Below are 25,754 nucleotides of genomic sequence, written 5' to 3' on the forward strand. Positions count from 1 at the left end.
TACGGTCCCGCCTTCAGGAAAAGGCAAAAGCATGTCATGATGGCAACCAGTGGTTGGGAAAGGAAGTTGCGGATGCGGATGCGGATGCGGATATGGGTGGCGGCGCTGGGAATCGTCGCGCTGGCGGGGACGGCCCTGGCGCAGGGGGACGTCATCGCCCAGCGGCGCGAGGGGTTGAAGCGCATGGGCGGGCATATGGATGCAATGAAGGGCCTGGTCGCGTCGCGCGGCGATACCCGCCCGGCCGCCGCCCGGGTGGATGACATGATAGCTTGGTACCGCGGCTTCCCGGCGCTGTTCCCGGCCGGGTCCGACCGCGGCGACACCAAGGCCCTGCCGGCCGTCTGGACCGACCGTGCCGGCTTCGAGACGGCGAATGCCAACCTGCTCCGCCAACTCGATGTGCTGAAATCCGCCGCTGCCTCCGGCGACCAGGCCGCCTTCGCCGCCGCCTACCAGGCCACCGGCCCGCAATTCTGCGGCGGCTGCCACCGGCCCTTCCGCGCCCGCTGAGCGCCTGCCGGGCACCACTGGAGCCTCAACCCAGCCGGCTGACGCCATAGACCAGCAGCGCCGCCGCGCCGAGCAGCGCGGCGGCGAGGCGCGGCGAGCCCATCCGGGGCGCCGCCGCCGTCGCGGGCAGGGGCTTCATCCCCGTGACCATCGGCCGCACCAGGTTCTGGCCCTTCAGCACCCGGTAGGCCAGCACCGCCAGCACATGCAGCCCGGCGGCGGCCAGGATGAGGTTGAAGCTGCGGTGGTGGATGCCGGTCAGCCAGTCGCTGGTCGCGCCCGAAACCCGCTTGGCCAGCGGGCCATAATCGCCATAGCCGCTATCGGCAAAGAGGCCCGTCAGGGCCTGGGTCAGCAGCAGCCCGAGCAGCACCAGCACCATCCAGCCGCCGGCGGCGTTGTGGCCGATCTCCGTATCCGGCTCCCGCCGCCGGAGCCTTGCCACATGCCGCAGCGCGGCCAGGGGCGAGCGCAGGAAACGGGCGAAGCGCGCGGTGTCCGAGCCGATGAGGCCCCAGCCCAGGCGGAACAGCACCAGGGTCAGCACCGTGTAGCCGGAGAGGAAGTGCAGTTGCACGCGGTTGGTCTGCATCGCCCACCAGGACAGGCCGATCAGCAGCACGATCGCCCAATGCACCAGCCGGATCCAGAAATCCCACACCTTCACCGGCCGCATCTGCATGCCATGCTCCCCCTGTTCCGCCGCCCAGCATAAGGAACGACGGTGCGGGCGCGAATGGTTTGCGGCAGCATGGCGGGATGAATCTCGATTCGCTGTGGCATCAGGCATTGCCCTGGCAGGGCGCCGCGGCGGCGCTGGGGATGGCGCTGCTCTGGGCCCTGCTGCTGCGGCTGGCCGGGCGCCGCGACCTGGCGACGCTGGGCGCCGGCGCCGGCCTGGCGCTGGGCTGGGTGCTGACGCTCGGCCTGCCCACCGCCTCGCCCCGGCAATTGCCGGAACGCCTGCCGCTGCTGGCGCTGGCCGGGCTGCTGGCCGGGCTGGTGCTGGCGCAATGGGGCAGGGGCCGGACCCGGCTGACCGGGGTCGGCGCGGCGCTGCTGGTGCTCGGGGCCGGCTGGTGGCTGGCCGGGGCACCGCAGGCGCCGGCCGATCTGCGCCGTGGCGCCCTGGCCCTTCTGGCGCTGTCCCTGCTGGCTGGCGGGGCGCTGCTGGAACTGCGCTCGCCCGGGCGGGCCGCGGCGGCGCTGGCGCTGCTGCTGGCGGGGTTCTGGCTGGCGGCGCCGGCCGGGCCCTGGCTGGTGCTGGCGGCGGCGGCATTGGCCGCGGCGCTTGGCGGACTGGCGGGCGGCCCGGCCTGGGGCACGGCGGCCGCCCTGCCGGTGGCGCTCGGCCTGGCGGGGCTGGCGGCGGGGCCGGTGCTGGCGCGCGGCGCGGCGGCGGACTGGATCGCGGCGGCGGCGCCGCTCGCCGCCCTCTGGCTCGGCCCGGCGCTGGCGGCGCGGATCGGCGGCCGCTTCGCGCTGCCCCTCGGTTGGGGGCTGGCCGGCGGGTTGCCGCTGCTTTTCACATGGCTGATGGTCCGTTGATCGTGATCTGTCCCTTGCGGTGCAAGGGGGCTCGCGCCTAGTTACGGAGACATGGCGGAGGCGACAATCGCTCGGCGAGTCGGGTTGGTCGGCCTGATCGCGTTTGCCGCGATCGGCACGGCCTGGATCATGCTGCCCGAGGCCTTTCCCTCGCTCCGCTCCCGTCCCTCCCTGCAGCCCGCCGGCCTGAACCCCGCGGCGCGGGCGCCCGCCCCGGTCGGCCAGGCACCCGCCGCACCGGCCGTGGCGGAGGCGCCGCGCTTCGATGTCGCCCGGGTCGGCGCCCGCGGCATGGTGGTGACCGCCGGACGGGCGGCGCCGGGTGCGGAGGTGATGCTGCTGGAAGCCGGGCGGGAGCTTGGCCGCGCCCGCGCCGATGCCCGAGGCGAATGGGTGATCCTGCCTGGCGGACCGCTGCCCTCCGGCGCCCGCGAATTGGCCCTGGCGGCCCGCAGCCCCGGCGGCGAGGCGGTTCCGGGGCAGGAGACGGTGCTGCTGGTCGTGCCGGAAGCACCCGTGGCGATGGCCCGGGCCTTGCCCCAACCTTTAGCTGGCGGCGAAGCCGGCACGCCGGGTCCGCTCGCGGTGTTGCTGCCGCAGGCCGGCGCCACCGGGGCGGCGCCACGCATCCTGCAGGGTGGCGCGGCAGCGGCCGAGCCCGGCACGGCGCAGCCCCGCCAGCGCCTCGGCCTCGATGTGGTGGATTACGACGATGCCGGTGCCATGCGCTTCGCCGGCAGCGCCGTGCCGGGGGCCACGGTGCGGCTCTATGTCGGGCAGCGCCATGCCGGCGATGCGGTGGCCGATGCCGCCGGCCGCTGGCAATTGACGCCGGCCGGCCAGCCCACCCCCGGCCGCCATACGCTGCGGGTGGACCAGCTCGCCGCTTCGGGCACGGTGGCGGCCCGGATCGAGGTGCCCTTCCAGCGCGACCAGATGGCCGGCGACCTGGTGCAGGATGGCAGGCTGATCGTGCAGCCCGGCCAGAATCTGTGGTGGATCGCCCGCCGGGTCTATGGCCGCGGGCTGCGCTACACGGTGATCTACCAGGCGAACCGCGAGCAGATCCGCGACCCCCGGCTGATCTATCCCGGCCAGGTCTTCGCCGTGCCGGAGGCGCAGGCGCCGGCGCAGGCGGAGTCCAGCCGGTCCAGATAGGGGTCGAGCGCCAGGGCGAAGCGCACCATCAGGGCGATCAGCGCCGTGGCGGTGGGCGGCGCTTCCAGGGGTGCATCCGCCTCCAGCCGGATCCGGTGGTCGGGCAGCAGGCTGAGGCGCCAGCCGGCGGGCAGGCTGCGCGGCAGCGCCGCCAGTTCCGCGAAGGCACCGGGCCGGTCCACCCCCGCCTCGGCGGTGGAGGGGATGCGCGCGGCAATGGCGGCAAGCTGCACCGCATCGCCGGTGAGCGCCGCCTCGCAGGCGCGGCCGCGCCAGGCGAAGCGAAGCGCGGGATGCGATCCGGCCTGCCGGGGCTGCAATGCGCCGTCCCGGGCGACGGCGAAGGAACCGAGGGTGATGGGCTGCATGCCGGGCAGGGTTGCCCAGGGGTGATGAAGACACCATAAACCCGCGCCATGGCACTCGGACAAAGTTTGCGGCTCGTGCTGGCCCCGCCGCATCCGGCGGGCCGGCCCTTCATCATCGCCGGCGTGGTGGTCGCGGTCCTGGGTGGGCTGCTGCTCGGGGCATGGGCCTTCTGGCTCGGCCTGTTCTTCGCCAGCTTCTGTCTGTATTTCTTCCGCGATCCCGCGCGCGTGGCGCCGGCGCGGCCCGGCCTGGTGCTGGCGCCCGCGGATGGCAAGGTGGTGGGGGTGGCGCCCGCGGTGCCGCCGGCCGAGCTCGGCCTCGGCCCCGCGCCGCGCTGGCGGGTGGCGATCTTCCTCTCGGTCATGGACGTGCATGTGAACCGGGTGCCGGCGGATGGCACCGTCACGCGCATCGCCTATCGCCACGGCGCCTTCGTCAATGCCAGCCTCGATAAGGCGAGCGAGGACAATGAACGCAACGCCATCGCGCTGCGCCTGCCGGATGGCCGCGACATGGCGGTGGTGCAGATCGCCGGGCTGATCGCGCGGCGCATCCTCTGCGACATCCGCGAGGGCGATACGGTGCAGGTCGGCGAGCGCTTCGGCATCATCCGCTTCGGCAGCCGCACCGACCTCTATCTGCCGGAAGGCGTGCGGCCCTGGGTGGCGGAGGGCCAGACCATGATCGGCGGCGAGACGGTGATCGCCGATCTCGCCACTGGCCAGGTGCCGGTATGAGCCCGCCTCTGGGTGGGCCTTCGCAGGAGGGCGCGGAGCAGCCGCGCGGCGCGCCGAGCCTGCGCGGCCGGCTGCGGCGGTTCCGGCCGCGCACCAGGCCGCGCTACAGCGGCCCCTCCTTCAACCGGCTGATCCCGAATATCATGACCATGCTCGGCCTCTGCGCCGGGCTGACGGGCCTGCGCTTCGCGATCGAGGGGCGCTGGGAACATGCGGCGGCGCTGATCGTGGTGGCCGGCGCGATCGACGGCATCGACGGGCGGCTGGCGCGGCTGCTCAAGGCCACCTCGCGCTTCGGCGCGGAATTCGACAGCCTTTCCGATTTCCTCTGCTTCGGCGTGGCGCCGGCGCTGGTGCTCTATCTCTGGACCCTGCACGACGTGCGCTCGCTGGGTTTCGCGCCCTGCCTGCTCTTTGCCGTCTGCTCGGCGCTGCGCCTGGCGCGGTTCAATGCCTCCATCATCGAGGCGCCGGCGGTGCCGCTGGCCGGGCCGCCGCCCAAGCCGGCCTATGCGCAGAGCTTCTTCACCGGCGTGCCGGCGCCGGCCGGGGCGGGGCTGGCGCTGTTTCCGCTGTTCGCCGCCCTCGCCTTCGAGGGCTGGGGCTGGAGCGGGCTGGCGAATGCCATCCGGCATCCGGCGATCTCGGGCCTGCTGCTGGTCGTGGTCGGCGGGCTCATGGTCTCGACCCTGCCGACCTGGAGCTTCAAGAATTTCAAGGTGCGGGCGGATGTCGTGCTGCCGCTGCTGCTCGGCATCGGCACCTATGTCGCGGTGCTGCTGACCGAGCCCTGGGCGGCGCTGGCCGTGACCGGGCTGATCTATGGCGGCATGCTGCCCTTCTCCGCCCGCAGCTACCTGCGCCTGAAGCGCGAGGCGGAGTCGCTGCTGGAGCCGAACAGCGGCGCGTAACCCTTCCGCCGCATCCCGCCCCGCCCCAGGCCAAAGTCCCTTTGGCCTGGCTGCATGGGACCGGCCAACTTTGCCGTCCTGACCGGAAACGCGCGCGTTTCCAGTCAGGACGACGTTGGACTAAGCTCGCGCCCAAGCGGCGGCCGCGCAAGGTCCGCCCGGCAAGCCGGTGTGGAGGGGCGACGATGAAGCTGATGTGGTTCCACCTGATGCCCTATACCGAGCTGCCGGAGGACTTCCGGGAGCGGCATCCCTCGGTCTGGGTGGATATCCACTCCTCGCTCTTCGACCCGAAGCGCGCCCACCACATGTACAACGACTTCATGGATGAGCTGGAATTCGCCGCCGATTGCGGCTTCGACGCCATCTGCGTGAACGAGCACCATTCCAACGGCTATGGGCTGATGCCCTCGCCCAACCTGATCGCCACCGCGCTGGCGCGTCGCACCGATGATGTCGCGCTCTGCGTCATGGGCAATTCGCTGGCCCTCTATAATCCGCCGACGCGGGTGGCGGAGGAATTCGCGATGATCGACGTGATCTCGGGCGGCCGGCTGATCGCCGGCTTCCCGGTGGGCACGCCGATGGATACCTGCTTCGCCTATGGCCAGAACCCCTCCATGCTGCGCGAGCGCTACCTGGAGGCGCATGACCTGGTGCTGCGTGCCTGGACCGAGCGCGAGACCTTCGCCTTCAACGGCCGCTTCAACCAGCAGCGCTACGTGAACATCTGGCCGCGCCCGGTGCAGCAGCCGCATCCGCCGATCTGGATCCCGGGCGGCGGCTCGGTCGAGACCTGGCAGTGGTGCGCGCGGATGGACTACGTCTACTGCTATCTCAGCTACTACGGCTACAAGGCCGGCAAGGCGACCATGGACGGCTTCTGGGCCGAGATGCAGCGGCTCGGCAAGGACCGGAACCCCTATCGCGCTGGCTTCCTGCAATTCGTCGGCGTCGCCGAAAGCCGCGAGCAGGCGATCGAGCTCTACAGCGAGCCGGCCGAGTATTTCTACGGCCGCTGCCTGCATGTCGATCCGCGCTTCGCCGCGCCGCCCGGCTACAGCACGGAGGCGACGCAGCGCGCCGGGCTGGAGAGCCAGGTGAAGCAGGTGGCCAGCGCCCAGACCCTGATCGCCGAGCAGCGCCGGCAGCGCACCAGCGTGACGATGCAGGACATCGTCGATCGCGGCTATGTCGTGGTCGGCACGCCGGACCAGGTGGTGGAGCAGTTGCGGGAGGTGGCGGGCAGCCTCAATGTCGGCCACCTCATGCTGCTGCTGCAATTCGGCAACATGAACAAGGACCTCACCCAGTACAACACGCGGCTCTTCGCCGAGAAGGTGATGCCGAAGCTGAAGGGCATGTTCCCGGACTGGGAGGATCGCTGGTGGCCGCGGCCCATGGCACGGGGCGAACGCGCCGCGCCGGCCGCCCTGGCGCCGCGCCTTGCCGCCGAATAGCCATCCGCAACGGCCCCGGAGCGCAGCGTGAGCCAGCCTGAAACCATCACCCTCGACCTCAACGGCTTCCCGACCCGCATCTGGCGCAAGGGGCAGGGTCCCGTGCTCGGCTTCCTCGCCGGCTTCGGCGGGCTGCCGCGCTGGGTGCCCTTCCTGGATCGCCTCGCCGAGCGGCGGACCGTGATCGTGCCCTCGCTGCCCGGCTTCCCCGGCGGCGACCGCGGCCACAGCGTGCTGGACAGCCATCTCGACTGGTTGCTGGCCACGCGGCAATTGCTGGTGGCGGCGGGGCTGGAGGGGGCCGATCTGGCGGGCAGTTCGGTCGGCGCCTCGCTGGCCGCGGAGATGGCGGCGGTCTGGCCGCAAGCGGTGCGGCGGCTGGCGCTGATCGCCCCCTTCGGCCTCTATGACGAGGAGGATCCGCCCGCCGACCCCTGGGCGCAGCGGGCCGAGGTGCTGCCCGGCCTGCTCACTGCCGACCCGGAGACCTGGCGGGCGCTGAAGGCGCTGCCCGAGAGCGCCAATTCGGTGGAATGGCCGATCGAGCAGACCCGCGCGGCCGAGGCCGCGGCGCGGATCTTCTGGCCGCTCGGCAATACCGGGCTGGAACGGCGGCTGCCGCTCATCAAGGCGCCGACCCTGCTGCTCTGGGGCGCCGAGGACCGTATCATGCCGCGAAGCTATGCGGCGCGTTTCGCCGCCCGGCTCGGCGGGCCGAACGAGACCCGCATCATCCCCGGCGCGGCGCATCTGGCGGAACTCGACCAGCCCGATGCGGTGGCGCGCGCCATCCTCGATTGGACGGAATAACCAGCCATGCCGCTTGATCCCGGAGCCCAGCGCGTCCTCGACCTGATCCGCGAGACCGGCCGGCCGCCGATCCATACCCAGACCCCGGCCGAGGCGCGCGCCGCCAGCGCCGCCGCCCGTGCCGTGCTGCAGCCCGAGCCGCCCGAGGTGGCGGAGGCGGAGGATCTCACCTGCCCCGGCCCCGCCGGGCCGATCCGGCTGCGGCGCTACCGCGGCGCCGGCACCGCGGCGGGCGAGGCGCTGCCCTGCCTGCTGTTCCTGCATGGCGGCGGCTGGGTGTTCGGCGACCTCGAAAGCCACGACCAGCCCTGCCGGAGCCTGGCGAACCATGCCGGCTGCTGCGTGATCGCGGTGGATTACCGGCTGGCGCCCGAGCACAAATTCCCCGCCGCCGTGGAGGATGCCGCCGCGGCGCTGCGCTTCGTGGTGGCGGAGGCGGCGCGGCTGCGGATCGACCCCGCGCGCATCGCGGTGGGCGGCGACAGCGCCGGCGGCAACCTGACCGCCGTGCTGACGCTGCTGGCGCGCGATGGCGCGGTGCCGATGCCCGGCTTCCAGCTTCTGCTCTATCCCGCGACCGATCTGGCCTGCACCGCGCCGGCCTATCAGCGCTTCACCGAGGGCTATATCCTGGTGGCGCAGACCATGCATTGGTTCATCGGCCACTACCTGGCCGAGCCAGGGCAGAAATACGATTGGCGCGCCTCGCCGCTGCGGGCCGCGAGCCTGGCCGGATTGCCGCCCGCCTATGTGATGACCGCGGGCCACGACCCGCTGGTGGATGAGGGCGCCGCCTATGCCCGGCGCCTGGATGAGGAGGGCGTGCCGGTGACGCATGTGCATGTCGCCGACCAGATGCATGCCTTCCTGACGATGGGCGGCTTCATCCCCGCCTCGGATCTCGCGCTGCGCCAGGCGGCGGCCTCGCTCCGCCACCACTGGCGGCGGGGCGCGGGCGCATGACGGGGATCCTGGACGGCAAATCCGCGCTGGTGACGGGCGCCGGCTCCGGCATCGGCCGCGCCGCGGCGCTGGCCTTCGCGCGGGAGGGGGCCTGGGTGGCGGCGGCCGATCTCGTGTTGGAGGCGGCGCAGCAGACCGCAGCGATGATCGAGGCGGCGGGCGGCCAGGCGGTGGTGATCGCGGTGGATGTGGCCGATGACGCGGCGGTGGCGGCGATGGTGGAGGCCGCGGTCGGTGCCTTCGGCGGGCTGGACTGCGCCTTCAACAATGCCGGCATCGCGCCGGCAACGGTCGGCGCCGGGATGCAGAAGGTCTGCGACATGGCGCCGGAAGCCTGGGACCGTATCCTGGCGGTGAACCTCACCGGCGTCTGGCGCTGCATGCGGCATGAGGTGGCGCAGATGCGCGGGCAAGGGGGGGGCGCCATCGTCAATACCGCCTCGATCGGCGGGCTGGTGGGGTTGCCGGGTTCCAATGCCTATACGGCCAGCAAGCATGGCGTGGTCGGGCTGACGCGGGTGGCGGCGGCGGACCATGCGGCGGAGAATATCCGCGTCAATGCCGTCTGCCCCGGCTATGTCGAGACGCCGATGGTCGAGGAGATGCTGGGCAAGCGCGGCGGCCGCATCCTGGCCCGGGTGCCGATGGGCCGCATCGGTCGGCCGGAGGAGGTGGCGGAGGCGGTGGTCTGGCTGTGTTCCGACCGTGCCTCCTTCGTCACCGGCGCCGCCTGGACGGTGGATGGCGGCTATACCGCCATCTAGGCCGCAGCCTGGAAGGCCGTGGCCTGACCGGCCCGGTGGCGGCGTTCAGACCTGCGCGCCCTCGATGACATTGCCGAAGCGTTCCCAGGTGCTGCCGGTCCAGCGTTGCAACTGCATGTGCCGGATCGGGTGGTAGTTGGTCGGGCTGGTATTCACCCGGATGCCGGGCAGCAGGGTCGGGATTTCGAGATTGTTCAGGCTGGTCGCCTGCTTCATCACGTTCTCCCGCGAGAAATCCGTGCCGCATTTCTGCAGCACATGCAGCATGGTCTTGCTGACGCCGTAGGAGAAGACGGTGTTGCTGTCGGTGATGTCGCCCTCCGGCATCCAGCGCTGCATGAAGGCGCGGAATTCCTGCATGCCGGCATCGTCCTGCCAGGCCGGGTCCGATTGGTCCTTGAGATAGGCCGAGGTGATGATGCCGACGCCCTTCTCCGGCCCCGCCGGCTGCATGACGGCGGAAACCGAGAGCGAGACATTGGTCAGGTAGTTCAGCGGCTTCCAGCCGAGGTCATAGACCTTGCGGATGGCCTGGGCGGCGAATTTCGGCGTGGTCGCGGTCAGCATCGCGTCCGAGCCGCTGGCCTGGAGCGAGACGATCTGCGAATCGATGGTGGGGTCGGTGACTTCATGCGAGACGGTCTTCACCATGCGGTCGAAGCGGTCGCCCAGGATGTCGCGGACGCCCGCCACGTAGTCCTTCCCGAAATCGTCGTTCTGGAACAGGATCGCCAGCCTGGCCTCCGGCTTCTGCTCCAGCAGGTGCTTGGTGTAGATCTGCGCCTCGGTCCGGTAGCTCGGCTGCCAGCCGATGGTCCAGGGTGCGTCCTGGTAGTTGCCCCATTTGTCGGCGCCGGTGGCCAGGAACAGGTGCGGCACCTTGCGCTGGTTCACGTAGCGCACGATGGCGGAATTGGTCGGCGTGCCCAGCGTGTTGAACAGGAAGGCGACGCGGTCCTGCTCGATCAGCCGGCGTGCCTGTTCCACGGTCTTGGGCGGGCTGTAGCCATCGTCATAGCTGATGAAATTGATGCGCCTTCCGCCGACGCCGCCCCCCTCATTGACCATGCGGAAGAAGGCGGTCTCCAGCTTGGAGATGACGCCATAGGCCGAGGCCGGGCCGCTATATGCGTTGATATTGCCGATCTTGAGCTCGGTCGCGGTCACGCCGGGCGTGGTCTGCGCCCGCAGGATGCCGGGCGCTGCAAGGGTGGCGGCCGAGGCGGCGAGCAGCGTGCGTCGGTTCAGCATGGCCTGGTCATCTCCCGTCTTGATTGGTGGTTGCGCCGTCCCGCCAGCGCCGCAGCAGCGGCCCGGCGAGGCGGCGCAGGAAGCCCGCGAAGCCGGTCGGCAGGATGAAGAGGAACAGGATCAGGATGACGCCATAGATCACCCCTGGCGCCGCCTTCGAGATCTCCTCCGCCAGGTTCGGCACGAAGACCACGAAGAGCCCGCCGAAGACCGCGCCGAGGATGGAGGCGATGCCCCCCACCACCATGCCGACGAAGAGCGTGATGGAGAGCATGACGGAGAAGCTGTCCGGCGAGACGAATTCCACCGCGATGGCGCTCAACGCCCCGGCGATGCCGGTGATCATGGCACTCACTGCAAAGGTGCGGGTCTTGAGCCGGGCGATGTCCATGCCCATCGCCTCCGCCGCGATGGGCTGGTCGCGGATCGCCATCATCGCGCGGCCGATGCGGCTGCGCAGCAGGTTCCAGGACAGCAGGAAGATCGCCACCGCGATCACCGTGGTAAAGAGGTAGAGCCACTGGTCGGCATTCAGCGGCAGGCCGAAGGGGGCGTCCGGCTTGGCGATGAAGACGCCCTGCACGCCGCCGGTCCATTCCTCGAAGGCGTGGTATTTCAGGATCTGCGGCACCGCCACCGCCAGCGCGAAGGTGGTGAGCGCCAGATAGAGCCCGCCGAGCCGCAGCGCCGGGAAGCCGATGGCATAGCCGAGCCCGGCGCAGATCAGCGCGGCGATCGGCAGGGTCGCCCAGTAGGGCATGCCGAAGCTCGCCATCATGATGGCGGTGGCATAGGCGCCCACCGCATAGAAGGCGCCATGCCCCAGGGAGATCTGGCCATTGTAGCCGGTGACGATATTGAGGCCGAGGATGGCAACCGCGTAGATCACCGCCAGCGTCAATTGGAACAGCCGGTAGCCTTCCACCAGGAAGGTCGGCGCCAGCGCTAGCAGGGCCAGGCCGAGGATCGCCAGCGGCACCAGCGGCCGGCTCTCCGCCCTGGCCGGGGCCGTCGCCACCGGCACGCTCTCGCTCCCGCTCATTCGCCTAGACCCGGCTCACGACCACGCGGCCGAACAGGCCGGAGGGCTTGATCAGCAGCACGGCGATGATGATGACAAGCGCCAGGGTCAGCTTGAGTTCCGTCCCCACCAGATAGGCGCCGCCCAGGTTCTCGATGACGCCGACCGCGAAGCCGCCCAGCACCGCGCCGCCCGGATTGTCGATGCCCCCCAGCAGCGCGCCGGCGAAGGCATAGAGCAGGATGCCGAGCATCATGTTGGGCTCCAGGAACACCACCGGCGCGATCATGATGCCGGCCACCGCGCCGATCGCCGCCGCCAGCCCCCAGCCCAGCGCCAGCATCCAGCCGACGCGGATGCCGACCAGCCGGGCGGAAACCGGGTTGTAGGCCGCCGCCCGCATCGCCAGGCCGAGGCTGGTGTAGCGGAAGAACAGGAAGACCAGCAGCAGCACCGCGAGCGTCACCGCGGTCGAGCCCAGCTCATGCCCGGAAACCAGCCCGCCCAGCATCGGCCCGCCCGCCTCGAAGGGGCTCGGGAAGGCCTTCACCGTGTAGTCGAACATCCAGCCGCTGAGATTGCTGAAGACCAGAAGCAGGCCGATGAAGATGCCGACATGGGTCAGCACCGGCGCATCATGCACGGGCCGCAGCAGCACGCGTTCGATCACCACGCCGAGGACGAAGGAGATCACCAGGGTGGCGAGGAAGGCCACCCAATAGGGCAGCCCCGCCTGGATCAGGGTGAGCGCGATATAGGTGGAGAAGGTCGCCATCTCCCCCTGCGCGAAATTCACGTGGTGCGTCGCCTGGTAGATCATCACCAGGGCGAGCGCGACCGCGGCATAGATGCCCCCGGTGGCGATGCCGGCGACCAGCTGATGCGCGAGACCGTCCATGCTTCCCTCAGTAGCCGAGATAGGAGCGGCGGATCGCCTCGTCCTGGCGGATCTCCGCCGCGGGGCCGGAGATGACGATGCGCCCGGTTTCCAGCAGATAGGCGCGGTCGGCGATGTCGAGCGCCAGGTTGGCGTTCTGCTCCACCAGCAGGATGCTCACCCCCTGGTCGCCGCGAATGCGCTGCATGATCGCGAAGATCTCCTGCACGATCAGCGGCGCCAGGCCGAAGGAGGGCTCGTCCATCAGCAGCAGCCGTGGCCGCAGCAGCAGGGCGCGGGCGATGGCCAACATCTGCTGCTCGCCGCCCGAAAGCGTGCCGGCCTGCTGCCGGAAGCGCTGCCTGAGCCGCGGGAAATAGCCGAAGACCCGCTCGAAATCCGCGGCCACCTCGGGGTCGCGGCGGGTATAGGCGCCGAGGCGGAAATTCTCCTCGACGGTCAGCTCCATGAAGGTGCCGCGGCCATCCGGCACATGCGCGATGCCACGCCGGGCGATGTCCTCGGTGGCGAGCCCGCCGATGCGCTGGCCGGCGAAATCGATCTCGCCCCCCGTCCGCACCATGCCGCAGATGGCGCGGAGCGTGGTGGTCTTGCCCGCGCCATTGGCGCCGAGCAGGGCGGTGACGCCGCCCTGGTCCACGACGAAATCCAGCCCGTGCAGCACCGCGGTCTGGCCATAGCCGGCGGTCAGCCCCCGGACATCGAGGATGGGGGCCTCAGGCGGCGCGGTCATGCGGGGCCTCTCCCAGATAGGCCCGGATCACCTCGGGTTCGCTGCGGACCTCGTCCGGCGTGCCGTCGGCGATCTTCTTGCCGAAATCCAGCGCCACCACCTTGTCGGAGACGCGCATCACCAGGTTCATGTGGTGCTCGACCAGCAGGATGCTGAGCGAGAATTGCCGGCGGATGTCCTGCAGCAGCGCGGCCAGCCCATCCACCTCCCCATGATTGAGCCCGCCGGCGGGTTCGTCCAGCAGCAGCAGCTTCGGGCCGCTGATGAGGGCGCGGGCCAGTTCCACGCGCTTCTGGGTGCCGAAGGGCAGGGAGGCCACCGGCACCTCCGCCACCGCCTCCAGGTCCAGCAGGCCGAGCAGGTGGTGCAGCCGCGCTTCCGCCTCGGCCGCTTCCCGCCGGGCGCGCGGCAGGCGCAGCGCGCTGGCCATGAAGCCGGCATGGCCCAGGCAATGCGCCCCGGCCAGCACGTTGTCGCGCACCGAGAGGCTGCGGAACAGCGCCAGGTTCTGGAAGGTGCGGCCGATGCCGAAGCCCATCATCCGATGGCGCGGCGCGCCGGTGATGGTCTCCCCCTCGAAGCGGATCTCGCCCTCGGTGGGGCGGTAGATGCCGCTGATGCAGTTGAAGAGCGTGGTCTTGCCGGCGCCGTTCGGGCCGATCAGCCCGCAGATCTGGTGCTGGTCCACGGCGAAGGACACGCCGGCCACCGCGGTGACGCCGCCGAAGCGGACCACGATGTCGCTGACCTCGAGAAGTGCCGCCACCGCTGCCGCTACCGGGCCGCCTGCCGCAGCATCATGCGCCATGCCTTTGCGACACAGGTGCGGAACGACGCCGAGGCACCCTGGCGACCATGCAACCTCCCTGGACCGGTCCGCTTCGGATGCGGACGCAAGCTTCGTTGTATCGGCCTGTTCGCGCCCATATCACCGGCGCTACCGCATCTCGGCAAGTCAAATCAGGGGGGGTCACGGCCTATTTCCGAACCGCATCGGCAAGGGCTGGTCCAGTCCCCGCCGCGATCCCTGTCGCTACGCGTCCTGCTTCGCCTGCGCGGCGGCGGCAACCTGGTGGAAGGCCGCGATCGCCGCGAAGGTCTGTTCCGCGATGTCGGAGGGCGGGTCCGTCAGGCGCGCGACGATGAGGTAGAGGCGGTCGCGCCCCGCATCGCCGCGCGATGGATCTTGGAACAGGGTGGCGCTGGGCGGTGCGCCATGTTCCGTGAGATCGGCTGCCGTGAGGGCCCGCCTGCCGATGCGCTTGCTGTCATACCATTGCCGCAGGACGAAGGTGTCCCCCTCGACGGAACGGCCGAAGGCGCCCTGGTTGTTGCGGTCGAGCGGTGTGAAGGATTTCGACCGGTAGTCGAGCTTTACATGGAAATCGAGCGAAGCAGTCATGCCCTTCGGCCGCAGCGTGGCACGCCACGCGCTGATGGCCTGCTCGGCATCACCGCTGGCGAGCGGTGCCGGTTCGCTGTCGGGCTGGTCAGGGCCGTCTTTGTCCAGCACCGCCTGCGGCAGGAACCTGTTGCTGCCGCCCTTGAAGCGCGAGTCGGCGAGCAGGGCCCCGCGCCACAGCGCGAAGAGCCGCTGCACCTCCTGCGCATTCTCGATCGCGCGCAGGTCCAGCAGTTCGGGTTCCGCCGGCGTGGTGCCGGTCACTTCCGCCGCGCCTCCACCAGCACCCCGCTGGCCCGGAGCGCCTTGATCTCCTCCGCCGAGAAGCCCCCCTCCGCCAGCACCGCCTCGCCATGCTCGTTGAAGCGCGGCGGCGCCGCCCGCGTGCCGCCCGGGGTGCGGGAGAGCTTGATCGGCGTGCCAAGGCCGCGGAACTCGCCGAGCTCGGTCACCATCTCGCGGTGCGCGGTATGCGGGGCCGCCATCGCCTCGTCCACATGCATGACCGGGCCGGCGGGCAGGCCGGCGGCGAGCATGCGCTGGCAAAGCTCGTGCCCGTCCTCTCCGGCGAAGCGCTCGTCCAGGATGGCGGCCAGCGCGTCCCGGTTCACCACGCGGGCGCCATTGGTGGCGAAGCGCGCATCCTTCGCCAATCTGGGGAAGCCGAGGAAGTCGCAGAATTTGCGGAAGGCCGGGTCGTTGCCGGCGGCGACGAAGATCTCGCAGGTGGCGGTCCGGGATTTGGAATAGGGCGCCAGGTTCGGATGCGGGTTGCCGGTCGGCTTCGGCCGGATGCCGCTGAGGAAGTAGTTGGCGGCATGGGGATGCAGCAGCGCCATGCCGCAATCATGCAGGGTCATGTCGCAATACTGGCCCTTGCCGCTCCGCTCCCGCTCCTGGAGCGCCATCAGGATGGCGATGGTGCTGAACAGCCCGGTGGCGATATCGACGATCGGGTTGCCGAGCCGGGTCGGGCCGCTGTCCAGGGTGCCGTTGATCGACATCAGCCCGACCATCGCCTGCAGGACGGCATCATAGCCGGGGAAGCCGCCCAGCGGCCCATCGCCGCCGAAGCCGGAGACGCGGCAATGCACCAGGCGGGGGAAGCGTTCCGCCAGCACCGCCTCATAGCCGAGGCCCCAGCGCTCCATGCTGCCCGGCTTGAAATTCTCGACCAGCACGTCGGCGCCTTCCAGCAGCCGCAGCAGCACCTGCCGGCCTTCCGGCTTCGACAGGTCGAGGCCCATCGAGCGCTTGTTGCGGTTGATGCCGATGAAGTAGCTGGCATCGCCCGCCTCGTTGAAGGGCGGGCCCCAGTCGCGCACCTCGTCGCCCTGGGGCGGTTCCAGCTTGATGACCTCGGCGCCATGGTCGGCGAGGACCATGGTGCAATAGGGACCGCCCAGCACGCGCGTCAGGTCGATCACGCGCAGGCCGGCGAGCGCGCCGGCGGATTTCGCCAGGCCCTTGCCCTCGGGCAATGCGTCAGTCATGCGGCAGGTTTCCTCTCAAAGACACGGGCGCAGAATTCGGGGCAGGCTTCCAGCATCTCATCTCATCTCATCTCATCGCAGACCGGGCCGCGCAGCAGTGCTGGCTTCTGCGGGCACCGAAGCGGCCATCGCCTCCAGGCTGGTCGGGGTCATCGGGGCAATCCTCTCGTCCGCAACCTAGAGCAGACCGGGCGCGCGCGCGAAAGGGGGGTGGGTTTGGAGGCTTCCCGCTCCGCCCCGCCGTGGTAGCGTTCCGGCAACAAGAACGGCGCCGCGGCGCCAGGCTCAAGGGGAGGGCGCATGGCCGATGCAGGGCCCGGTCCGCGCGGGTGCGCGGCCATGGCGGGGGCGGAGGCCGGGCCGGTAGCCGCGGCGCGCCGCCTGATCCCATTGCTGGAGGCGGAAGGGCCGAAGATCGAGCGGCTGCGGGAGCTCACGCCGGCAGTGCTGGAGGCGCTTTATGCCGCCGACTTCTTCCGCCTGCTGACCCCGCGGGAGATCGGCGGCGCGGCCCTGCCGCTGCCCGATTTCGCCCTTGTGACCGAGGCGCTGGCGGAGGGCGATGCCAGCGCTGCCTGGATCATCTGCCAATCCAATGTCTCCGCCATGTCCTCCGCCACGGCCCTGGCGCCGGAGGTGGCCCGGGGCTTCTTCGGCGACCGGCGGAGCGGCCTGGCCTGGGGCGCGCGCAACGGCACCGCCCGGGCCGTGGCGGTGGCGGGCGGCTACCGCGTCACCGGCGCCTGGGATTTCGGCAGCGGCAGCCGGCATACGCCCCTGCTCGGCGCGCATGTGGCGGTCTTCCTGCCGGATGGCACGCCGCGCCTCCGGCCCGATGGCAGCAGGGACGACCGCACCGTGCTGTTCCCGCACAGCGCCGCGCGGATCATCGACGACTGGCAGTCTATCGGCCTCCGCGGCACCGGCAGCGACAGCTACGGCGTCGAGGACCTGTTCATCCCAGAGGCCCATGCCTGCATGCGCGATCGGCCGGAGGCGCGGCGGCAGCATGGCACGCTCAGCCTCTTCGCCTCGAATCTCTGCTATGCCAGCGGCTTCTGCGGCGTCTCGCTCGGCGTCGCGCGCGGGCTGCTCGACCGCCTCATGGCGCTGGCGCGCGGCAAGACGGCGCGGGCCGGGACGCAGGCCATGTGCGACGACCATGCTGTGCAATTGCAGGTGGCGGGGCTGGAGGCGCGCTGGCGTGCCGCGCGCCACTACCTACACGGCACGCTCCGCGAAACCTGGGCGGCGGCGGAGGCGACGGGGGCGCTGACGCTCGACCAGCGCATGGCGCTGCGCCTGGCCACGACCCATGCGATCGGCGAGGCCACCGAGGTCTCGGTGGCCTGCTACCGCGCCGCCGGCACCACCGCCGTGCTGGCCGGCAACCCCTTCGAGCGGCGCTTCCGCGACGCGATGAGCGTCTCGCAGCACCTCCAGGGCACGCCCTGGCACATGGAGATGGTTGGGCGCCACCTGCTGGGCGTGCCGAATGCGGTGCAATTCGTATGAACCAGGGCGGATCGGGAATGCGCAGGTCCGCCACGTCGGCCTGGAGGCGCCCATAGCGGAACTCACCGCAATGCGGGAGACCTGTCTGAAGCTCTGGCGGGAGCGGCCCTGGATCGAGTAGCCGCCCCCGCATTGTGGATGGGCCTCAGCCCAGCACCCGGGTCAGCAATTCGGCCGAGCGGCCATCGGCGATGGTCGCCGCCCGCGCATCATAGGAATGGCCGCCGCGGCGGGAGAAGGCGTGGTCGGCCCAGGGGTAGACATGGCATTCCACCTGCTTGTTGCCGCGCAGCCCCTCCTGGATCTTCGCCTGCGCCTCGGGCGGCACGAATTTGTCGCGGCCGGCGATGTGCAGGAGCAGCGGCGCCCGGATCTTGCCGGCCTCGCCCAGCAGCCCGTCCAGCCCGACGCCGTAATAGCTGATGTTGCAATCGGCATCGGAACGCGTGGCCATCATATAGGCGAGCCGCCCGCCGAGGCAGAAGCCCATGGTGCCGACCTTGCCATTGGCGCCCTGCATCCTGCAGGCATGGGCGACGCTGGCCTTCAGGTCCTCGACTGCCTTGTCCTGGTTCATGCCGTTCATCAGCGCGAAGGCCCGGTCCCATTGCGCCTGGCCGGCATCGGGGTCGAGCTGCACGCCCGGCTCCTGCCGCCAGAAGAGGTCGGGGCTGACGGCGATGAAGCCCATCTCGGCCACCCAGTCGGACAGTGCCCGCATGGCGCTATTCACGCCGAAGATCTCCTGGATCATCACCACCGCACCGGCGGGGGCGGTGTCGGGCATGGTCTTCGGCATCGCCACATAGGCCATGAACTCGCCGCTGCCATCGGATGCGGCGATCTTGATCTCGGGCATCGTCCCCTCCTTCTGTTGGGCTTCCCAGGGGGCATCTAACCGCAGATGGGTGTGCTTGGCATGTCCCTGGCCCCGGCCGTGACATCCGCTGCCGCACCGCCCAGATCCCGCCCCGCCGGGCTCGCGCGGCGGGCCGACCTGGCCGGTGGCCTCGGGAGCGGGTCGCCGCCGGTTCAGGATATCGCGATCGGTACCGGGATCGATGCTGCGCGCAGCCGGGTGGCGGCGCCCGCGTCACGCCCTGCCCTTGGTGCATCACCCGGCCGGAACCGCCAGCGCCTCGGGCGTTCTGGCCCGGCAGGGGAGATTCAGCCGGCATGCGCGATGCGCCAGCCCTGGCCGATGGCGGCCGATTCGAGAGCGATGTGCCGGCCAGGCTCGACCGCCTGCCCTGGAGCCGCTTCCATTGGCGGGTGGTGGTGGCGCTCGGCATCACCTGGATCCTGGATGGGCTGGAGGTCACGCTGGTCGGCTCGCTCGCCGGCGCCATCCATGAAAGCAGGAGCCTCGGGCTCTCCGAGGTGGAGATCGGCCTGACCGCCTCAGCCTATCTGGTGGGCGCCGTCACGGGTGCGCTGGGCTTCGGCTGGCTGGCCGACCGCTGGGGGCGCCGCCGGTTGTTCTTCGTCACGCTGGTTGTCTACATGCTGGCCAGCATTGCCACCGGCTTGGCCTGGGACTTCTGGTCCTTTGCCGCCTTCCGGGCGCTGACCGGCGCCGGCATCGGCGGCGAATATGCCGCGGTGAACTCGGCCATCCAGGAACTGATCCCGGCGCGGCGGCGCGGCACCACGGACCTGGCCGTGAACGGCACCTTCTGGGGCGGCGCGGCGCTCGGCTCCATCATCTCGCTGGTGGTGCTGAACCCGGCGGTGATCGACCCCGAGATCGGCTGGCGCGCCGCCTTCGTCGTGGGTGGCGCGCTCTCGGTGATCGTGATCTTCCTGCGCCGCTTCCTGCCGGAAAGCCCGCGCTGGCTGATGATCCATGGCCGCCATGCGGAGGCCGAGCGGATCGTCGGCGAGATCGAGCGTGGTGTCCGGGCCGAGCATGGCACGCTGCCGCCCACCACCTATGGCCCAGTGGTGCTGCACCGCCGCGGCCATACCGAGTTGCGCGAGGTCTGGGCCAGCATGATCCACCACCACCGGCCGCGCACGGTGCTCGGCCTGACGCTGATGGCCTGCCAGGCCTTCTGCTACAACGCGCTCGGCTTCACCTATGCGCTGGTGCTGACGAAATTCTACGGCATCCCCTCGGGCAGCGTCGGCTGGTACATGCTGCCTTTCGCGCTCGGCAACCTGGCCGGGCCACTGCTGCTCGGCCATCTCTTCGACAGTGTCGGTCGGCGGCCGATGATCACCCTCACCTATGCCCTGTCCGGCCTGCTGATGGCAGCCACCGGCTATGCCTTCGCCGCGGGCTGGCTGACCGCCTGGGAGCAGACCGCGGCCTGGACCGTGATCTTCTTCTTCGCCTCCGCCGCCGCCTCCGCCGCCTATCTGACAGTGGGGGAGAGCTTCCCGCTGGAGATGCGGGCGATGGCGATCGCGCTGTTCTATGCCATCGGCACCGCGGTCGGCGGCGTCGCCGGTCCCACGATCTTCGGCTGGCTGATCTCCAGCGGCGACCGCGATGCCATCATGTGGGGCTATCTGATGGCGGCCGGACTGATGCTGGTGGCGGCCGCCACGGAATGGCGCCTGGGCTTCGCCGCCGAGGGCAAGCCGCTGGAGGAGGTGGCGGCCCCGCTGGCCACGGTGGCCAGGCCGCACTGACGCCGCCCGATGACCGGAGGGCCGTGCGGCCCGAAGGTCTGAATCGGCCGGCCCGATCTACCGCCGCCCGATGACCGGAGGGCCGCAAGGGCCGGAGGCATGAATCGGCCCACCCCAAGTCTGTGCCTGGCGGCACCCCCGTTCCCATCGGCGCAGCGCATGCTTAACTGGTCGTCATCAATGGGGCGCAGCGCTTATGTCCATTTCCCGGGAGGAATTCCGCAATGCCATGGCCCGGCTGGGCGCCGCGGTGAACATCATCACGACGGGCGGCCCCGCCGGCCGGGCCGGCTTCACCGCCAGCGCGGTCTGCAGCGTGACGGACGACCCGCCGACCCTGCTGGTCTGCATGAACCGCAACGCCTCCTCCGCGCCGGCGCTGAGGGCCAATGGGGTGCTCTGCGTCAATACCCTGGCGGCCGGGCAGAGGGATGTCGCGGCGGTCTTCGCCGGCGTGACCAGATGCCCGCCCGGCGAGCGTTTCGAGGCCGGGACCTGGGCGCCTCTCATAACCGGCGCGCCGGCGTTGCAGGGCGCCGTGGCGGCCTTCGACTGCCGCGTGGCCGAGATGGTGGAGAAGGGCACGCATATCGTGATCTTCGCCGAGATCCTGGCGATCCGGCAGGGCAGCCGGCATGACGCCGGGCTGATCTATTTCGGCCGCGACTACCATCCGGTGGGGACGGAGGGGTAGAGCATCCATTGCAGACCGGATTTACGCTTCCGGGCGCTTCCGCCTTGCAGCGACCCGGTCCGGCTACCACTCGCCGAAGAAGACGCCCGCCTTCTTGTGGCTGTCGGTGCGCTGCTCGGCCTCCGCCCAGGTGATGGTGGTGCGGCGCTTGAGGCCGGTGAACCAGGCGAGCAGGCGGGCACGCATCGCCTCCCGCACCTCCGCCAGCGCCGGATCGGCGCCGAGGTCGTGGGATTCCTGTGGATCGGCTTCGAGGTCGAAAAGCTGCGGCCGGTAGCCATCCGTCCAGTGCACGTATTTCCAGCGCGCGGTCCGCACCATCCAGGCATGGTGCTGGCCGCTGGGCAGGCCGAGCCGCCGCCGCGCACCCTTGAAGGTCCAGTCGAGCTCGCTGAAGGCGGCCTCGCGCCAATCGCCCTGCGCGCCGTGCAGCAGGGGCAGCAGCGAGCGCCCCTCGATCAGATGCGGCACGGGGTCGAGGCCGAGCGCGTCGAGGATGGTCGGTACGGTGTCGATCGCCTCCACCAGCCGCGCATCGGTGCTGCCGCGCGTGGCATCGGCGGCGGGGGAGGGGTCATGCAGCAGGAAGGGCACGCGCTGGATGCAGTCGTGGAACAGCTCCTTCTCGCCGAGCCAGTGGTCGCCGAGATAGTCGCCATGGTCGCTGGTAAAGATCACCAGCGTGTCCTGCCAGCGGCCCAGCCGTTCCATCGCCGCCCAGACCCGGCCGAGATGGTCGTCCAACTGGCGGATCAGCCCCTGATAGGCGGGGCGGACCGTGGCGATGGTCTCGTCGCGCTGGAAGTTCCGCCCGACCTCCTCCTCCTGGAAGGCGCGGAAAACGGGATGCGCGGCCGCGCCGCGTTCCTCCGGGTGGCGCTGCACCGGCAGGCATTGCCCGGCCGTGTACATCGCGTGGTAGGGTGCGGGGGCGATATAGGGCCAGTGCGGCTTCACATAGGAGAGGTGCAGCACCCAGGGGCTGTCGCCCTGGGCGGCCATGAAACCGATCGCCTGGTCGGTGGTATAGGCGGTCTCGCTGTGTTCCTCGCGGACGCGGGCGGGGAGGCGGGCATTGCGCATCTTCCAGCCGGAATGGACCTGGCCCTGCGCGTCCTCCACCGCGATGACGTAGTCCGTCCAGGGATCGCGGCTGTCATAGCCGCGGGCGCGCAGCCAATTCGCATAGGCGCTGTCGGGCTCGGCATGGTGGCCATCATGCCGGTCCACCAGGGTGAACCAGCCCTCGCGCAGCAGCGCGGCCAGGTCGTTCTGGCCATCGAGCGCCAGCCGCCTCATGCCCCGCGCATCCGGCAGCACATGCGTCTTGCCGGCGAGCGCCAAGCTGCGGCCGGACTCGCGCAGGTGCCAGCCGAGCGTGACCTCGCCGAGGGAGAGCGGCACCCGGTTCTGCGTGGCGCCATGCGAGGAGACATAACGCCCGGTATAGAAGCTCATGCGGGAGGGGCCGCAGATGCCGCTCTGCACGAAGGCATTGGCGAAGCGCACCCCGCGCCGGGCCAGCGCATCGATATTCGGCGTCTGCAGGAAGGGATGGCCGGCGCAGGAGAGATGGTCCCAGCGCAACTGGTCGCACATCACGAAGAGAATGTTGCGGATCGCCATGCGGGGAGACTAGCGCAGCCCCGGAATTGCGGAAGGCCCCGGCGGTATCCCGCCAGGGCCTTCCCATTGGTGGTCGGCGGTTGTCCGCCTGCTTCGGCTAGGAAGCCGTCCCCACAGTGGCGGAGACGATGATCCAGGCCGCGGCCGCGGCACCCGCCTTCACACAATGAGACACTGGATCACCTCCTTTCGGTTGTTGACGATGAGGGAAGGATGGCGATCCGCACTCCGCTTTGCAAGCACTTCCGGGGACAGTTCCGCCAGCCTCACATCTCGGCGTAGCTGCCGTTCTTCCAGACATAGAAGACATAATCCGGCTTCGTGACATCGCCCTTGCGGTCGAAGCTGATCTCGCCGAGCACGGTCTGCCAGGGCCCCTGCGCCTTCATCGCCTCGGCGATCCGGCGCGGGTCGAGGTTGTTGATCTTGGCCGCCGCTGCCGCCCAGATCTGGATCGCCGCATAGGTATAGAGGACATAGCCCTCGGGATCGATGTTGCGGGCGCGGAAGCGCTGCACCACCTCGGCCGCGGTGGGGCGGCGGCGGGGGTCGCTGCTGAAGGTCATCATCGCGCCTTCGCCGGCGGCGCCGGTGATCTGCCAGAACTCGTTCGTCACCAGCGCATCGCCGCCGATCAGCGTGACATTCATCCCCTGCTCCTTGGCCTGGCGCAGGATCAGCCCGGCTTCCGTGTGGTAGCCGCCGATATAGATGACATCGATATTGGCGTTCTTCAGCCGGGAGACCAGCGCGTTGTAGTCGCGCTCGCCCGGCGTATAGGCGGCATAGAGCGTCTCCTGCATGCCGGCGGCGTTCAGCGCCTTTTTGGTCTCGTCCGCCAGGCCCTTCCCGTAGGCCGTGTTGTCGTGCAGGATCGCCACCCGCTTGCCGGGAAAGGCGCGAGCGATATGCGTGCCGGCCACTTGGCCCTGCTGGTCGTCGCGGCCGCAGGTGCGGAAGGTGTTCCAGCCGCCCTCATCGGTGAAGCGCGGATTGGTGCTGGCGGGGCTGATCTGCAGCACGCCCTCCTCGGCATAGACCTTGCTGGCGGGGATGCTGGAGCCGGAGCAGTAATGCCCGGCCACGAAGCGGATGCCGCGGCCGGCGAGCTGGTTCGCGACGCTCACCGCCTGGCGCGGGTCGCAGGCATCATCGGCGACCTCCAGCGCCAATTGGCGGCCCATGACTCCGCCGCGGCCGTTCAGATCCGTCACGGCCTGTTCGGCGCCGGCCCGCATCTGGGCGCCGAAGGCGGCGTATTGCCCGGTCATCGGCCCGGCAGTGGCGATGCGGATCGGGCCGCCCTGCGCCCGCGCCCCCGCCGTGGCGGCCAGCGCCGTCCCCAGGATCAAACGTCTCGTGAACATGCCTGCATCTCCCCGAATCTGCACCAGCCTAGCCTAAGCAAAGCCGCCGGCCTGGGCACGGATATTGCGCCTGCCGCGCGGTGGAACGAGAGGTGGCGCTGGAGCGTTGCGGCGGCGGTCCGAGACGGCGAGGAGAGGCCATGACCAGCAGGAGCAACCCGCCTTCCAGCCTCGATCCTGGCACCCTGCCGCCGGAATTGCGGCATGTGGAGGCGTTGCTCGGATTCCAGCGCCGCAGTTGGCGGGTGGAGCGGCTGGGCTGGCTGGCCATGCTGGGGTTGGTGTTGGCCGGGTTGCTCGGGGCTTTCGGCGGCTCCGGCTGGCTCGCCGGCGCCACGGCCACCACGCCGGATGGCGCGCTCCGCATCACCTATGACCGAATACAGCGGCAGATGCTGCCCACGGTCTTCCGTGTCGAGGCCCTGCGGCCCGTGCCGGATGGCCGGCTGCAACTGCGCCTCGGCGATGCGCTGCCGGCGCATTGGCGAGTGCGGAGCCTGCTGCCGCACCCGGCGGAAAGCCGCAGCGATGCCGGGGATCTGGTGCTGACGCTGCAGGCCGGCAGCCCCGGCCCCCTCGTGGCGCTGGAGGCGGAACCGGAGGGCGCCGGCATCTTCCGCCTGGCGATCGGCCTCGCGGATGGCCCGCCTGCCATCCTCCGCATCCTGGTCTGGCCCTGAGGCGCCGCCATGGAAAGCGTGCTGCGCGCCTTCGCCATCTATGCGGTGCTGCTGCTGCTGTTCCGCATCAGCGGCCGGCGCACCCTGCGGGACATGACCGCCTTCGATCTCGTGCTGCTGCTCATCATCAGCGAGGCGACGCAGCAGGCGATGATCGGCGATGATTTCTCCTTCACCAATGCCGTGCTGGTGATAACCACCCTGCTGCTGGCCGATATCGGCCTGTCGCTGGTGAAGGCGCGCTCGCCGCGGGTGGCGCGGGTGCTGGAGGGGGTGCCGACCCTGCTGGTCGCGCATGGCAGCCCGCTGCCGGGCCGGCTGGAACGGGCCCGGCTCGACGAGCAGGACGTGCTGAGCGCGGCGCGCGCATTGCAGGGGCTGGACCGGATGGAGCAGATCCGCTTCGCGGTGCTGGAGACGGATGGCCAGATCAGCATCGTGCCGGAGCGGAAGTAGGATTGGCGGGATCAGGGTTCAGGCCGCGACGCCGCCGCCGAGATAGGCGTCCCGGATCTCCGGCCGGGCCAGCAGCGCCAGCCCTGGCCCCTCCATGGTGATGCGGCCATTCACCAGCACATAGCCCCGATGCGCCAAGCGCAGCGCCAAGTTGGCATTCTGCTCCACCAGCAGCACGGTGAGCCCGGTTTCGGCGTTCAGCCTGCGGATGGCGCCGAAGATCTGCTTCACCACCAGCGGCGCCAGGCCGAGTGAGGGCTCGTCCAGCAGCAGCAGCCGCGGCCGGGACATCAGCGCCCGGCCGATCGCCAGCATCTGCTGCTCGCCGCCGGAGAGCGTGCCGCCGCGCTGCGCCAGCCTTTCCTGCAGGCGGGGAAACAGCGCGAGCACCTCGGCCAGTTGCGGTGCCGGGTCGCCCCGGCGCAGGGCCTCCGCACCCATCAGCAGGTTCTCCCGCACCGACATGCGCGGGAAGATGCGGCGGCCCTCCGGCGCGTGCGCCAGGCCATGGCGCATGATGGCATGGGTGGGCAGGCCGGTGATCTCGGCGCCGTCCAGGCGAATGCGGCCGGCGCGCGGGCGCGGATTGCCGCAGATGCTCATCAGCAGCGTGGACTTGCCGGCGCCATTGGCGCCGATCAGGGTGACGATCTCGCCCGGCATGACATGCAGGGAAACATCGGTCAGCGCCTGCACCGCGCCGTAGCCGGCACTGATGCAATCCACCTCCAGCAGGGGGCAGGGATCG

General features: G+C 70.4%; 27 protein-coding genes. 14 read left to right on the forward strand and 13 right to left on the reverse strand.

Annotated features, from left to right (window positions below):
* Positions 1-72 precede the first annotated feature (72 nt).
* A complete protein-coding gene (locus KSF81_RS10245) occupies positions 73-513 on the forward strand; it encodes a cytochrome c (RefSeq protein WP_217378887.1) in 441 nt (146 codons plus the stop codon).
* 25 nt (positions 514-538) lie between these two features.
* Here KSF81_RS10245 and KSF81_RS10250 read toward each other — a convergent pair whose 3' ends face one another.
* Positions 539-1,195, reverse strand: coding sequence for a cytochrome b/b6 domain-containing protein (locus tag KSF81_RS10250; RefSeq protein ID WP_217378888.1), 657 nt, complete (start codon positions 1,193-1,195; stop codon positions 539-541).
* A gap of 77 nt (positions 1,196-1,272) precedes the next feature.
* Between KSF81_RS10250 and KSF81_RS10255 the strand changes: the two genes are divergently transcribed.
* Together KSF81_RS10255 and KSF81_RS10260 are read left to right on the forward strand one after the other, a co-directional pair.
* Positions 1,273-2,061: a hypothetical protein gene (locus tag KSF81_RS10255; RefSeq protein ID WP_217378889.1), complete on the forward strand. Its 789-nt coding sequence runs from the start codon at positions 1,273-1,275 to the stop codon at positions 2,059-2,061.
* A gap of 51 nt (positions 2,062-2,112) precedes the next feature.
* Positions 2,113-3,219: a LysM peptidoglycan-binding domain-containing protein gene (locus tag KSF81_RS10260; protein ID WP_217378890.1), complete on the forward strand. Its 1,107-nt coding sequence runs from the start codon at positions 2,113-2,115 to the stop codon at positions 3,217-3,219.
* Here the strand turns inward: KSF81_RS10260 and KSF81_RS10265 are convergent.
* Entirely contained in the window at positions 3,147-3,587 is a 441-nt protein-coding gene (locus tag KSF81_RS10265; RefSeq protein ID WP_217378891.1) for a hypothetical protein, read from the reverse strand. The genes KSF81_RS10260 and KSF81_RS10265 overlap by 73 nt on opposite strands.
* A 48-nt stretch (positions 3,588-3,635) precedes the next feature.
* Between KSF81_RS10265 and KSF81_RS10270 the strand changes: the two genes are divergently transcribed.
* The 6 genes from KSF81_RS10270 to KSF81_RS10295 all read left to right on the forward strand — a co-directional run bounded on the left by KSF81_RS10270 (position 3,636) and on the right by KSF81_RS10295 (position 9,233).
* On the forward strand, positions 3,636-4,325 hold the full coding sequence (locus KSF81_RS10270; RefSeq protein ID WP_217378892.1) for a phosphatidylserine decarboxylase: 690 nt from the start codon (positions 3,636-3,638) through the stop codon (positions 4,323-4,325).
* Positions 4,322-5,236 (forward strand): phosphatidylcholine/phosphatidylserine synthase, encoded by a 915-nt coding sequence (locus KSF81_RS10275; RefSeq protein ID WP_217378893.1) that lies wholly within the window; start codon positions 4,322-4,324, stop codon positions 5,234-5,236. Before KSF81_RS10270 ends, KSF81_RS10275 begins: the two co-directional genes overlap by 4 nt.
* 185 nt (positions 5,237-5,421) lie before the next feature.
* A complete protein-coding gene (locus KSF81_RS10280; RefSeq protein WP_217378894.1) occupies positions 5,422-6,696 on the forward strand; it encodes an LLM class flavin-dependent oxidoreductase in 1,275 nt (424 codons plus the stop codon).
* A 27-nt stretch (positions 6,697-6,723) separates the two neighbouring features.
* Positions 6,724-7,506, forward strand: a complete 783-nt coding sequence (locus KSF81_RS10285; RefSeq protein ID WP_217378895.1) for an alpha/beta fold hydrolase — start codon at positions 6,724-6,726, stop codon at positions 7,504-7,506.
* 6 nt (positions 7,507-7,512) lie between these two features.
* The gene (locus KSF81_RS10290) at positions 7,513-8,469 is read left to right on the forward strand and encodes an alpha/beta hydrolase (protein WP_217378896.1); all 957 of its coding nucleotides are present in this window, start codon (positions 7,513-7,515) and stop codon (positions 8,467-8,469) included.
* Positions 8,466-9,233: a glucose 1-dehydrogenase gene (locus tag KSF81_RS10295; protein ID WP_217378897.1), complete on the forward strand. Its 768-nt coding sequence runs from the start codon at positions 8,466-8,468 to the stop codon at positions 9,231-9,233. The genes KSF81_RS10290 and KSF81_RS10295 overlap by 4 nt, the downstream gene beginning before the upstream one ends.
* Positions 9,234-9,278: 45 nt before the next feature.
* On the opposite strand, the gene KSF81_RS10300 is transcribed toward KSF81_RS10295, so the two are convergent.
* The 7 genes from KSF81_RS10300 to KSF81_RS10330 form a co-directional block, all read right to left on the reverse strand.
* A complete protein-coding gene (locus KSF81_RS10300; protein ID WP_217378898.1) occupies positions 9,279-10,484 on the reverse strand; it encodes an ABC transporter substrate-binding protein in 1,206 nt (401 codons plus the stop codon).
* 7 nt (positions 10,485-10,491) lie between these two features.
* Positions 10,492-11,526: a branched-chain amino acid ABC transporter permease gene (locus KSF81_RS10305; RefSeq protein WP_217378899.1), complete on the reverse strand. Its 1,035-nt coding sequence runs from the start codon at positions 11,524-11,526 to the stop codon at positions 10,492-10,494.
* 4 nt (positions 11,527-11,530) lie between these two features.
* Positions 11,531-12,403 (reverse strand): branched-chain amino acid ABC transporter permease, encoded by an 873-nt coding sequence (locus KSF81_RS10310; protein WP_217378900.1) that lies wholly within the window; start codon positions 12,401-12,403, stop codon positions 11,531-11,533.
* Positions 12,404-12,410: 7 nt separating this feature from the next.
* Entirely contained in the window at positions 12,411-13,136 is a 726-nt protein-coding gene (locus tag KSF81_RS10315) for an ABC transporter ATP-binding protein (RefSeq protein ID WP_217378901.1), read from the reverse strand.
* Complete coding sequence (locus KSF81_RS10320) at positions 13,120-13,902, reverse strand: ABC transporter ATP-binding protein (RefSeq protein WP_217378902.1); 783 nt, start codon at positions 13,900-13,902, stop codon at positions 13,120-13,122. Before KSF81_RS10320 ends, KSF81_RS10315 begins: the two co-directional genes overlap by 17 nt.
* Positions 13,903-14,169: 267 nt before the next feature.
* Positions 14,170-14,802 carry a hypothetical protein gene (locus KSF81_RS10325; protein ID WP_217378903.1) on the reverse strand — a complete coding sequence of 211 codons (633 nt, stop codon included), beginning with the start codon at positions 14,800-14,802 and terminating at the stop codon, positions 14,170-14,172.
* On the reverse strand, positions 14,799-16,031 hold the full coding sequence (locus KSF81_RS10330; RefSeq protein ID WP_217378904.1) for a CaiB/BaiF CoA-transferase family protein: 1,233 nt from the start codon (positions 16,029-16,031) through the stop codon (positions 14,799-14,801). The genes KSF81_RS10325 and KSF81_RS10330 overlap by 4 nt, the downstream gene beginning before the upstream one ends.
* A gap of 300 nt (positions 16,032-16,331) precedes the next feature.
* Here KSF81_RS10330 and KSF81_RS10335 point away from each other — a divergent pair, with 300 nt between their 5' ends.
* Positions 16,332-17,546 carry an acyl-CoA dehydrogenase family protein gene (locus KSF81_RS10335; protein ID WP_217378905.1) on the forward strand — a complete coding sequence of 405 codons (1,215 nt, stop codon included), beginning with the start codon at positions 16,332-16,334 and terminating at the stop codon, positions 17,544-17,546.
* Positions 17,547-17,691: 145 nt separating this feature from the next.
* Here KSF81_RS10335 and KSF81_RS10340 read toward each other — a convergent pair whose 3' ends face one another.
* Positions 17,692-18,405, reverse strand: a complete 714-nt coding sequence (locus KSF81_RS10340) for a dienelactone hydrolase family protein (RefSeq protein WP_217378906.1) — start codon at positions 18,403-18,405, stop codon at positions 17,692-17,694.
* A gap of 317 nt (positions 18,406-18,722) precedes the next feature.
* Here KSF81_RS10340 and KSF81_RS10345 point away from each other — a divergent pair, with 317 nt between their 5' ends.
* A complete protein-coding gene (locus KSF81_RS10345; RefSeq protein ID WP_217378907.1) occupies positions 18,723-20,183 on the forward strand; it encodes an MFS transporter in 1,461 nt (486 codons plus the stop codon).
* Positions 20,184-20,379: 196 nt separating this feature from the next.
* Positions 20,380-20,877, forward strand: a complete 498-nt coding sequence (locus KSF81_RS10350; RefSeq protein ID WP_217378908.1) for a flavin reductase — start codon at positions 20,380-20,382, stop codon at positions 20,875-20,877.
* 63 nt (positions 20,878-20,940) lie between these two features.
* Here the strand turns inward: KSF81_RS10350 and KSF81_RS10355 are convergent, their stop codons facing one another.
* Positions 20,941-22,503, reverse strand: a complete 1,563-nt coding sequence (locus tag KSF81_RS10355; protein WP_217378909.1) for a sulfatase-like hydrolase/transferase — start codon at positions 22,501-22,503, stop codon at positions 20,941-20,943.
* A 266-nt stretch (positions 22,504-22,769) separates the two neighbouring features.
* Positions 22,770-23,870, reverse strand: a complete 1,101-nt coding sequence (locus KSF81_RS10360; protein WP_217378910.1) for a branched-chain amino acid ABC transporter substrate-binding protein — start codon at positions 23,868-23,870, stop codon at positions 22,770-22,772.
* Between the two features lie 140 nt (positions 23,871-24,010).
* Here KSF81_RS10360 and KSF81_RS10365 point away from each other — a divergent pair, with 140 nt between their 5' ends.
* Together KSF81_RS10365 and KSF81_RS10370 are read left to right on the forward strand one after the other, a co-directional pair.
* Positions 24,011-24,550 (forward strand): hypothetical protein, encoded by a 540-nt coding sequence (locus tag KSF81_RS10365; RefSeq protein WP_217378911.1) that lies wholly within the window; start codon positions 24,011-24,013, stop codon positions 24,548-24,550.
* A gap of 9 nt (positions 24,551-24,559) precedes the next feature.
* Positions 24,560-25,006: a DUF421 domain-containing protein gene (locus tag KSF81_RS10370; protein WP_217378912.1), complete on the forward strand. Its 447-nt coding sequence runs from the start codon at positions 24,560-24,562 to the stop codon at positions 25,004-25,006.
* 18 nt (positions 25,007-25,024) lie between these two features.
* Here the strand turns inward: KSF81_RS10370 and KSF81_RS10375 are convergent, their stop codons facing one another.
* Entirely contained in the window at positions 25,025-25,741 is a 717-nt protein-coding gene (locus tag KSF81_RS10375) for an ABC transporter ATP-binding protein (protein ID WP_217381643.1), read from the reverse strand.
* Between the last annotated feature and the right edge of the window lie 13 nt (positions 25,742-25,754).

It is taken from the genome of Siccirubricoccus sp. G192, assembly GCF_019084075.1.
Lineage (GTDB): Bacteria > Pseudomonadota > Alphaproteobacteria > Acetobacterales > Acetobacteraceae > G192.

Excerpts from the sequence above, each read along its gene's own strand:
- KSF81_RS10280 (WP_217378894.1), top strand. The coding sequence starts at position 5,422 with ATGAAGCTGATGTGGTTCCACCTGATGCCCTATACCGAGCTGCCGGAG.
- KSF81_RS10350 (WP_217378908.1), top strand. The coding sequence starts at position 20,380 with ATGTCCATTTCCCGGGAGGAATTCCGCAATGCCATGGCCCGGCTGGGC.
- KSF81_RS10315 (WP_217378901.1), bottom strand. The coding sequence starts at position 13,136 with ATGACCGCGCCGCCTGAGGCCCCCATCCTCGATGTCCGGGGGCTGACC.
- KSF81_RS10300 (WP_217378898.1), bottom strand. The coding sequence starts at position 10,484 with ATGCTGAACCGACGCACGCTGCTCGCCGCCTCGGCCGCCACCCTTGCA.
- KSF81_RS10370 (WP_217378912.1), top strand. The coding sequence starts at position 24,560 with ATGGAAAGCGTGCTGCGCGCCTTCGCCATCTATGCGGTGCTGCTGCTG.
- KSF81_RS10335 (WP_217378905.1), top strand. The coding sequence starts at position 16,332 with ATGGCCGATGCAGGGCCCGGTCCGCGCGGGTGCGCGGCCATGGCGGGG.
- KSF81_RS10330 (WP_217378904.1), bottom strand. The coding sequence starts at position 16,031 with ATGACTGACGCATTGCCCGAGGGCAAGGGCCTGGCGAAATCCGCCGGC.
- KSF81_RS10360 (WP_217378910.1), bottom strand. The coding sequence starts at position 23,870 with ATGTTCACGAGACGTTTGATCCTGGGGACGGCGCTGGCCGCCACGGCG.
- KSF81_RS10310 (WP_217378900.1), bottom strand. The coding sequence starts at position 12,403 with ATGGACGGTCTCGCGCATCAGCTGGTCGCCGGCATCGCCACCGGGGGC.
- KSF81_RS10260 (WP_217378890.1), top strand. The coding sequence starts at position 2,113 with ATGGCGGAGGCGACAATCGCTCGGCGAGTCGGGTTGGTCGGCCTGATC.
- KSF81_RS10245 (WP_217378887.1), top strand. The coding sequence starts at position 73 with ATGCGGATGCGGATGCGGATATGGGTGGCGGCGCTGGGAATCGTCGCG.
- KSF81_RS10340 (WP_217378906.1), bottom strand. The coding sequence starts at position 18,405 with ATGCCCGAGATCAAGATCGCCGCATCCGATGGCAGCGGCGAGTTCATG.
- KSF81_RS10250 (WP_217378888.1), bottom strand. The coding sequence starts at position 1,195 with ATGCAGATGCGGCCGGTGAAGGTGTGGGATTTCTGGATCCGGCTGGTG.
- KSF81_RS10290 (WP_217378896.1), top strand. The coding sequence starts at position 7,513 with ATGCCGCTTGATCCCGGAGCCCAGCGCGTCCTCGACCTGATCCGCGAG.
- KSF81_RS10275 (WP_217378893.1), top strand. The coding sequence starts at position 4,322 with ATGAGCCCGCCTCTGGGTGGGCCTTCGCAGGAGGGCGCGGAGCAGCCG.
- KSF81_RS10255 (WP_217378889.1), top strand. The coding sequence starts at position 1,273 with ATGAATCTCGATTCGCTGTGGCATCAGGCATTGCCCTGGCAGGGCGCC.
- KSF81_RS10345 (WP_217378907.1), top strand. The coding sequence starts at position 18,723 with ATGCGCGATGCGCCAGCCCTGGCCGATGGCGGCCGATTCGAGAGCGAT.
- KSF81_RS10305 (WP_217378899.1), bottom strand. The coding sequence starts at position 11,526 with ATGAGCGGGAGCGAGAGCGTGCCGGTGGCGACGGCCCCGGCCAGGGCG.
- KSF81_RS10295 (WP_217378897.1), top strand. The coding sequence starts at position 8,466 with ATGACGGGGATCCTGGACGGCAAATCCGCGCTGGTGACGGGCGCCGGC.
- KSF81_RS10365 (WP_217378911.1), top strand. The coding sequence starts at position 24,011 with ATGACCAGCAGGAGCAACCCGCCTTCCAGCCTCGATCCTGGCACCCTG.
- KSF81_RS10270 (WP_217378892.1), top strand. The coding sequence starts at position 3,636 with ATGGCACTCGGACAAAGTTTGCGGCTCGTGCTGGCCCCGCCGCATCCG.
- KSF81_RS10355 (WP_217378909.1), bottom strand. The coding sequence starts at position 22,503 with ATGGCGATCCGCAACATTCTCTTCGTGATGTGCGACCAGTTGCGCTGG.
- KSF81_RS10265 (WP_217378891.1), bottom strand. The coding sequence starts at position 3,587 with ATGCAGCCCATCACCCTCGGTTCCTTCGCCGTCGCCCGGGACGGCGCA.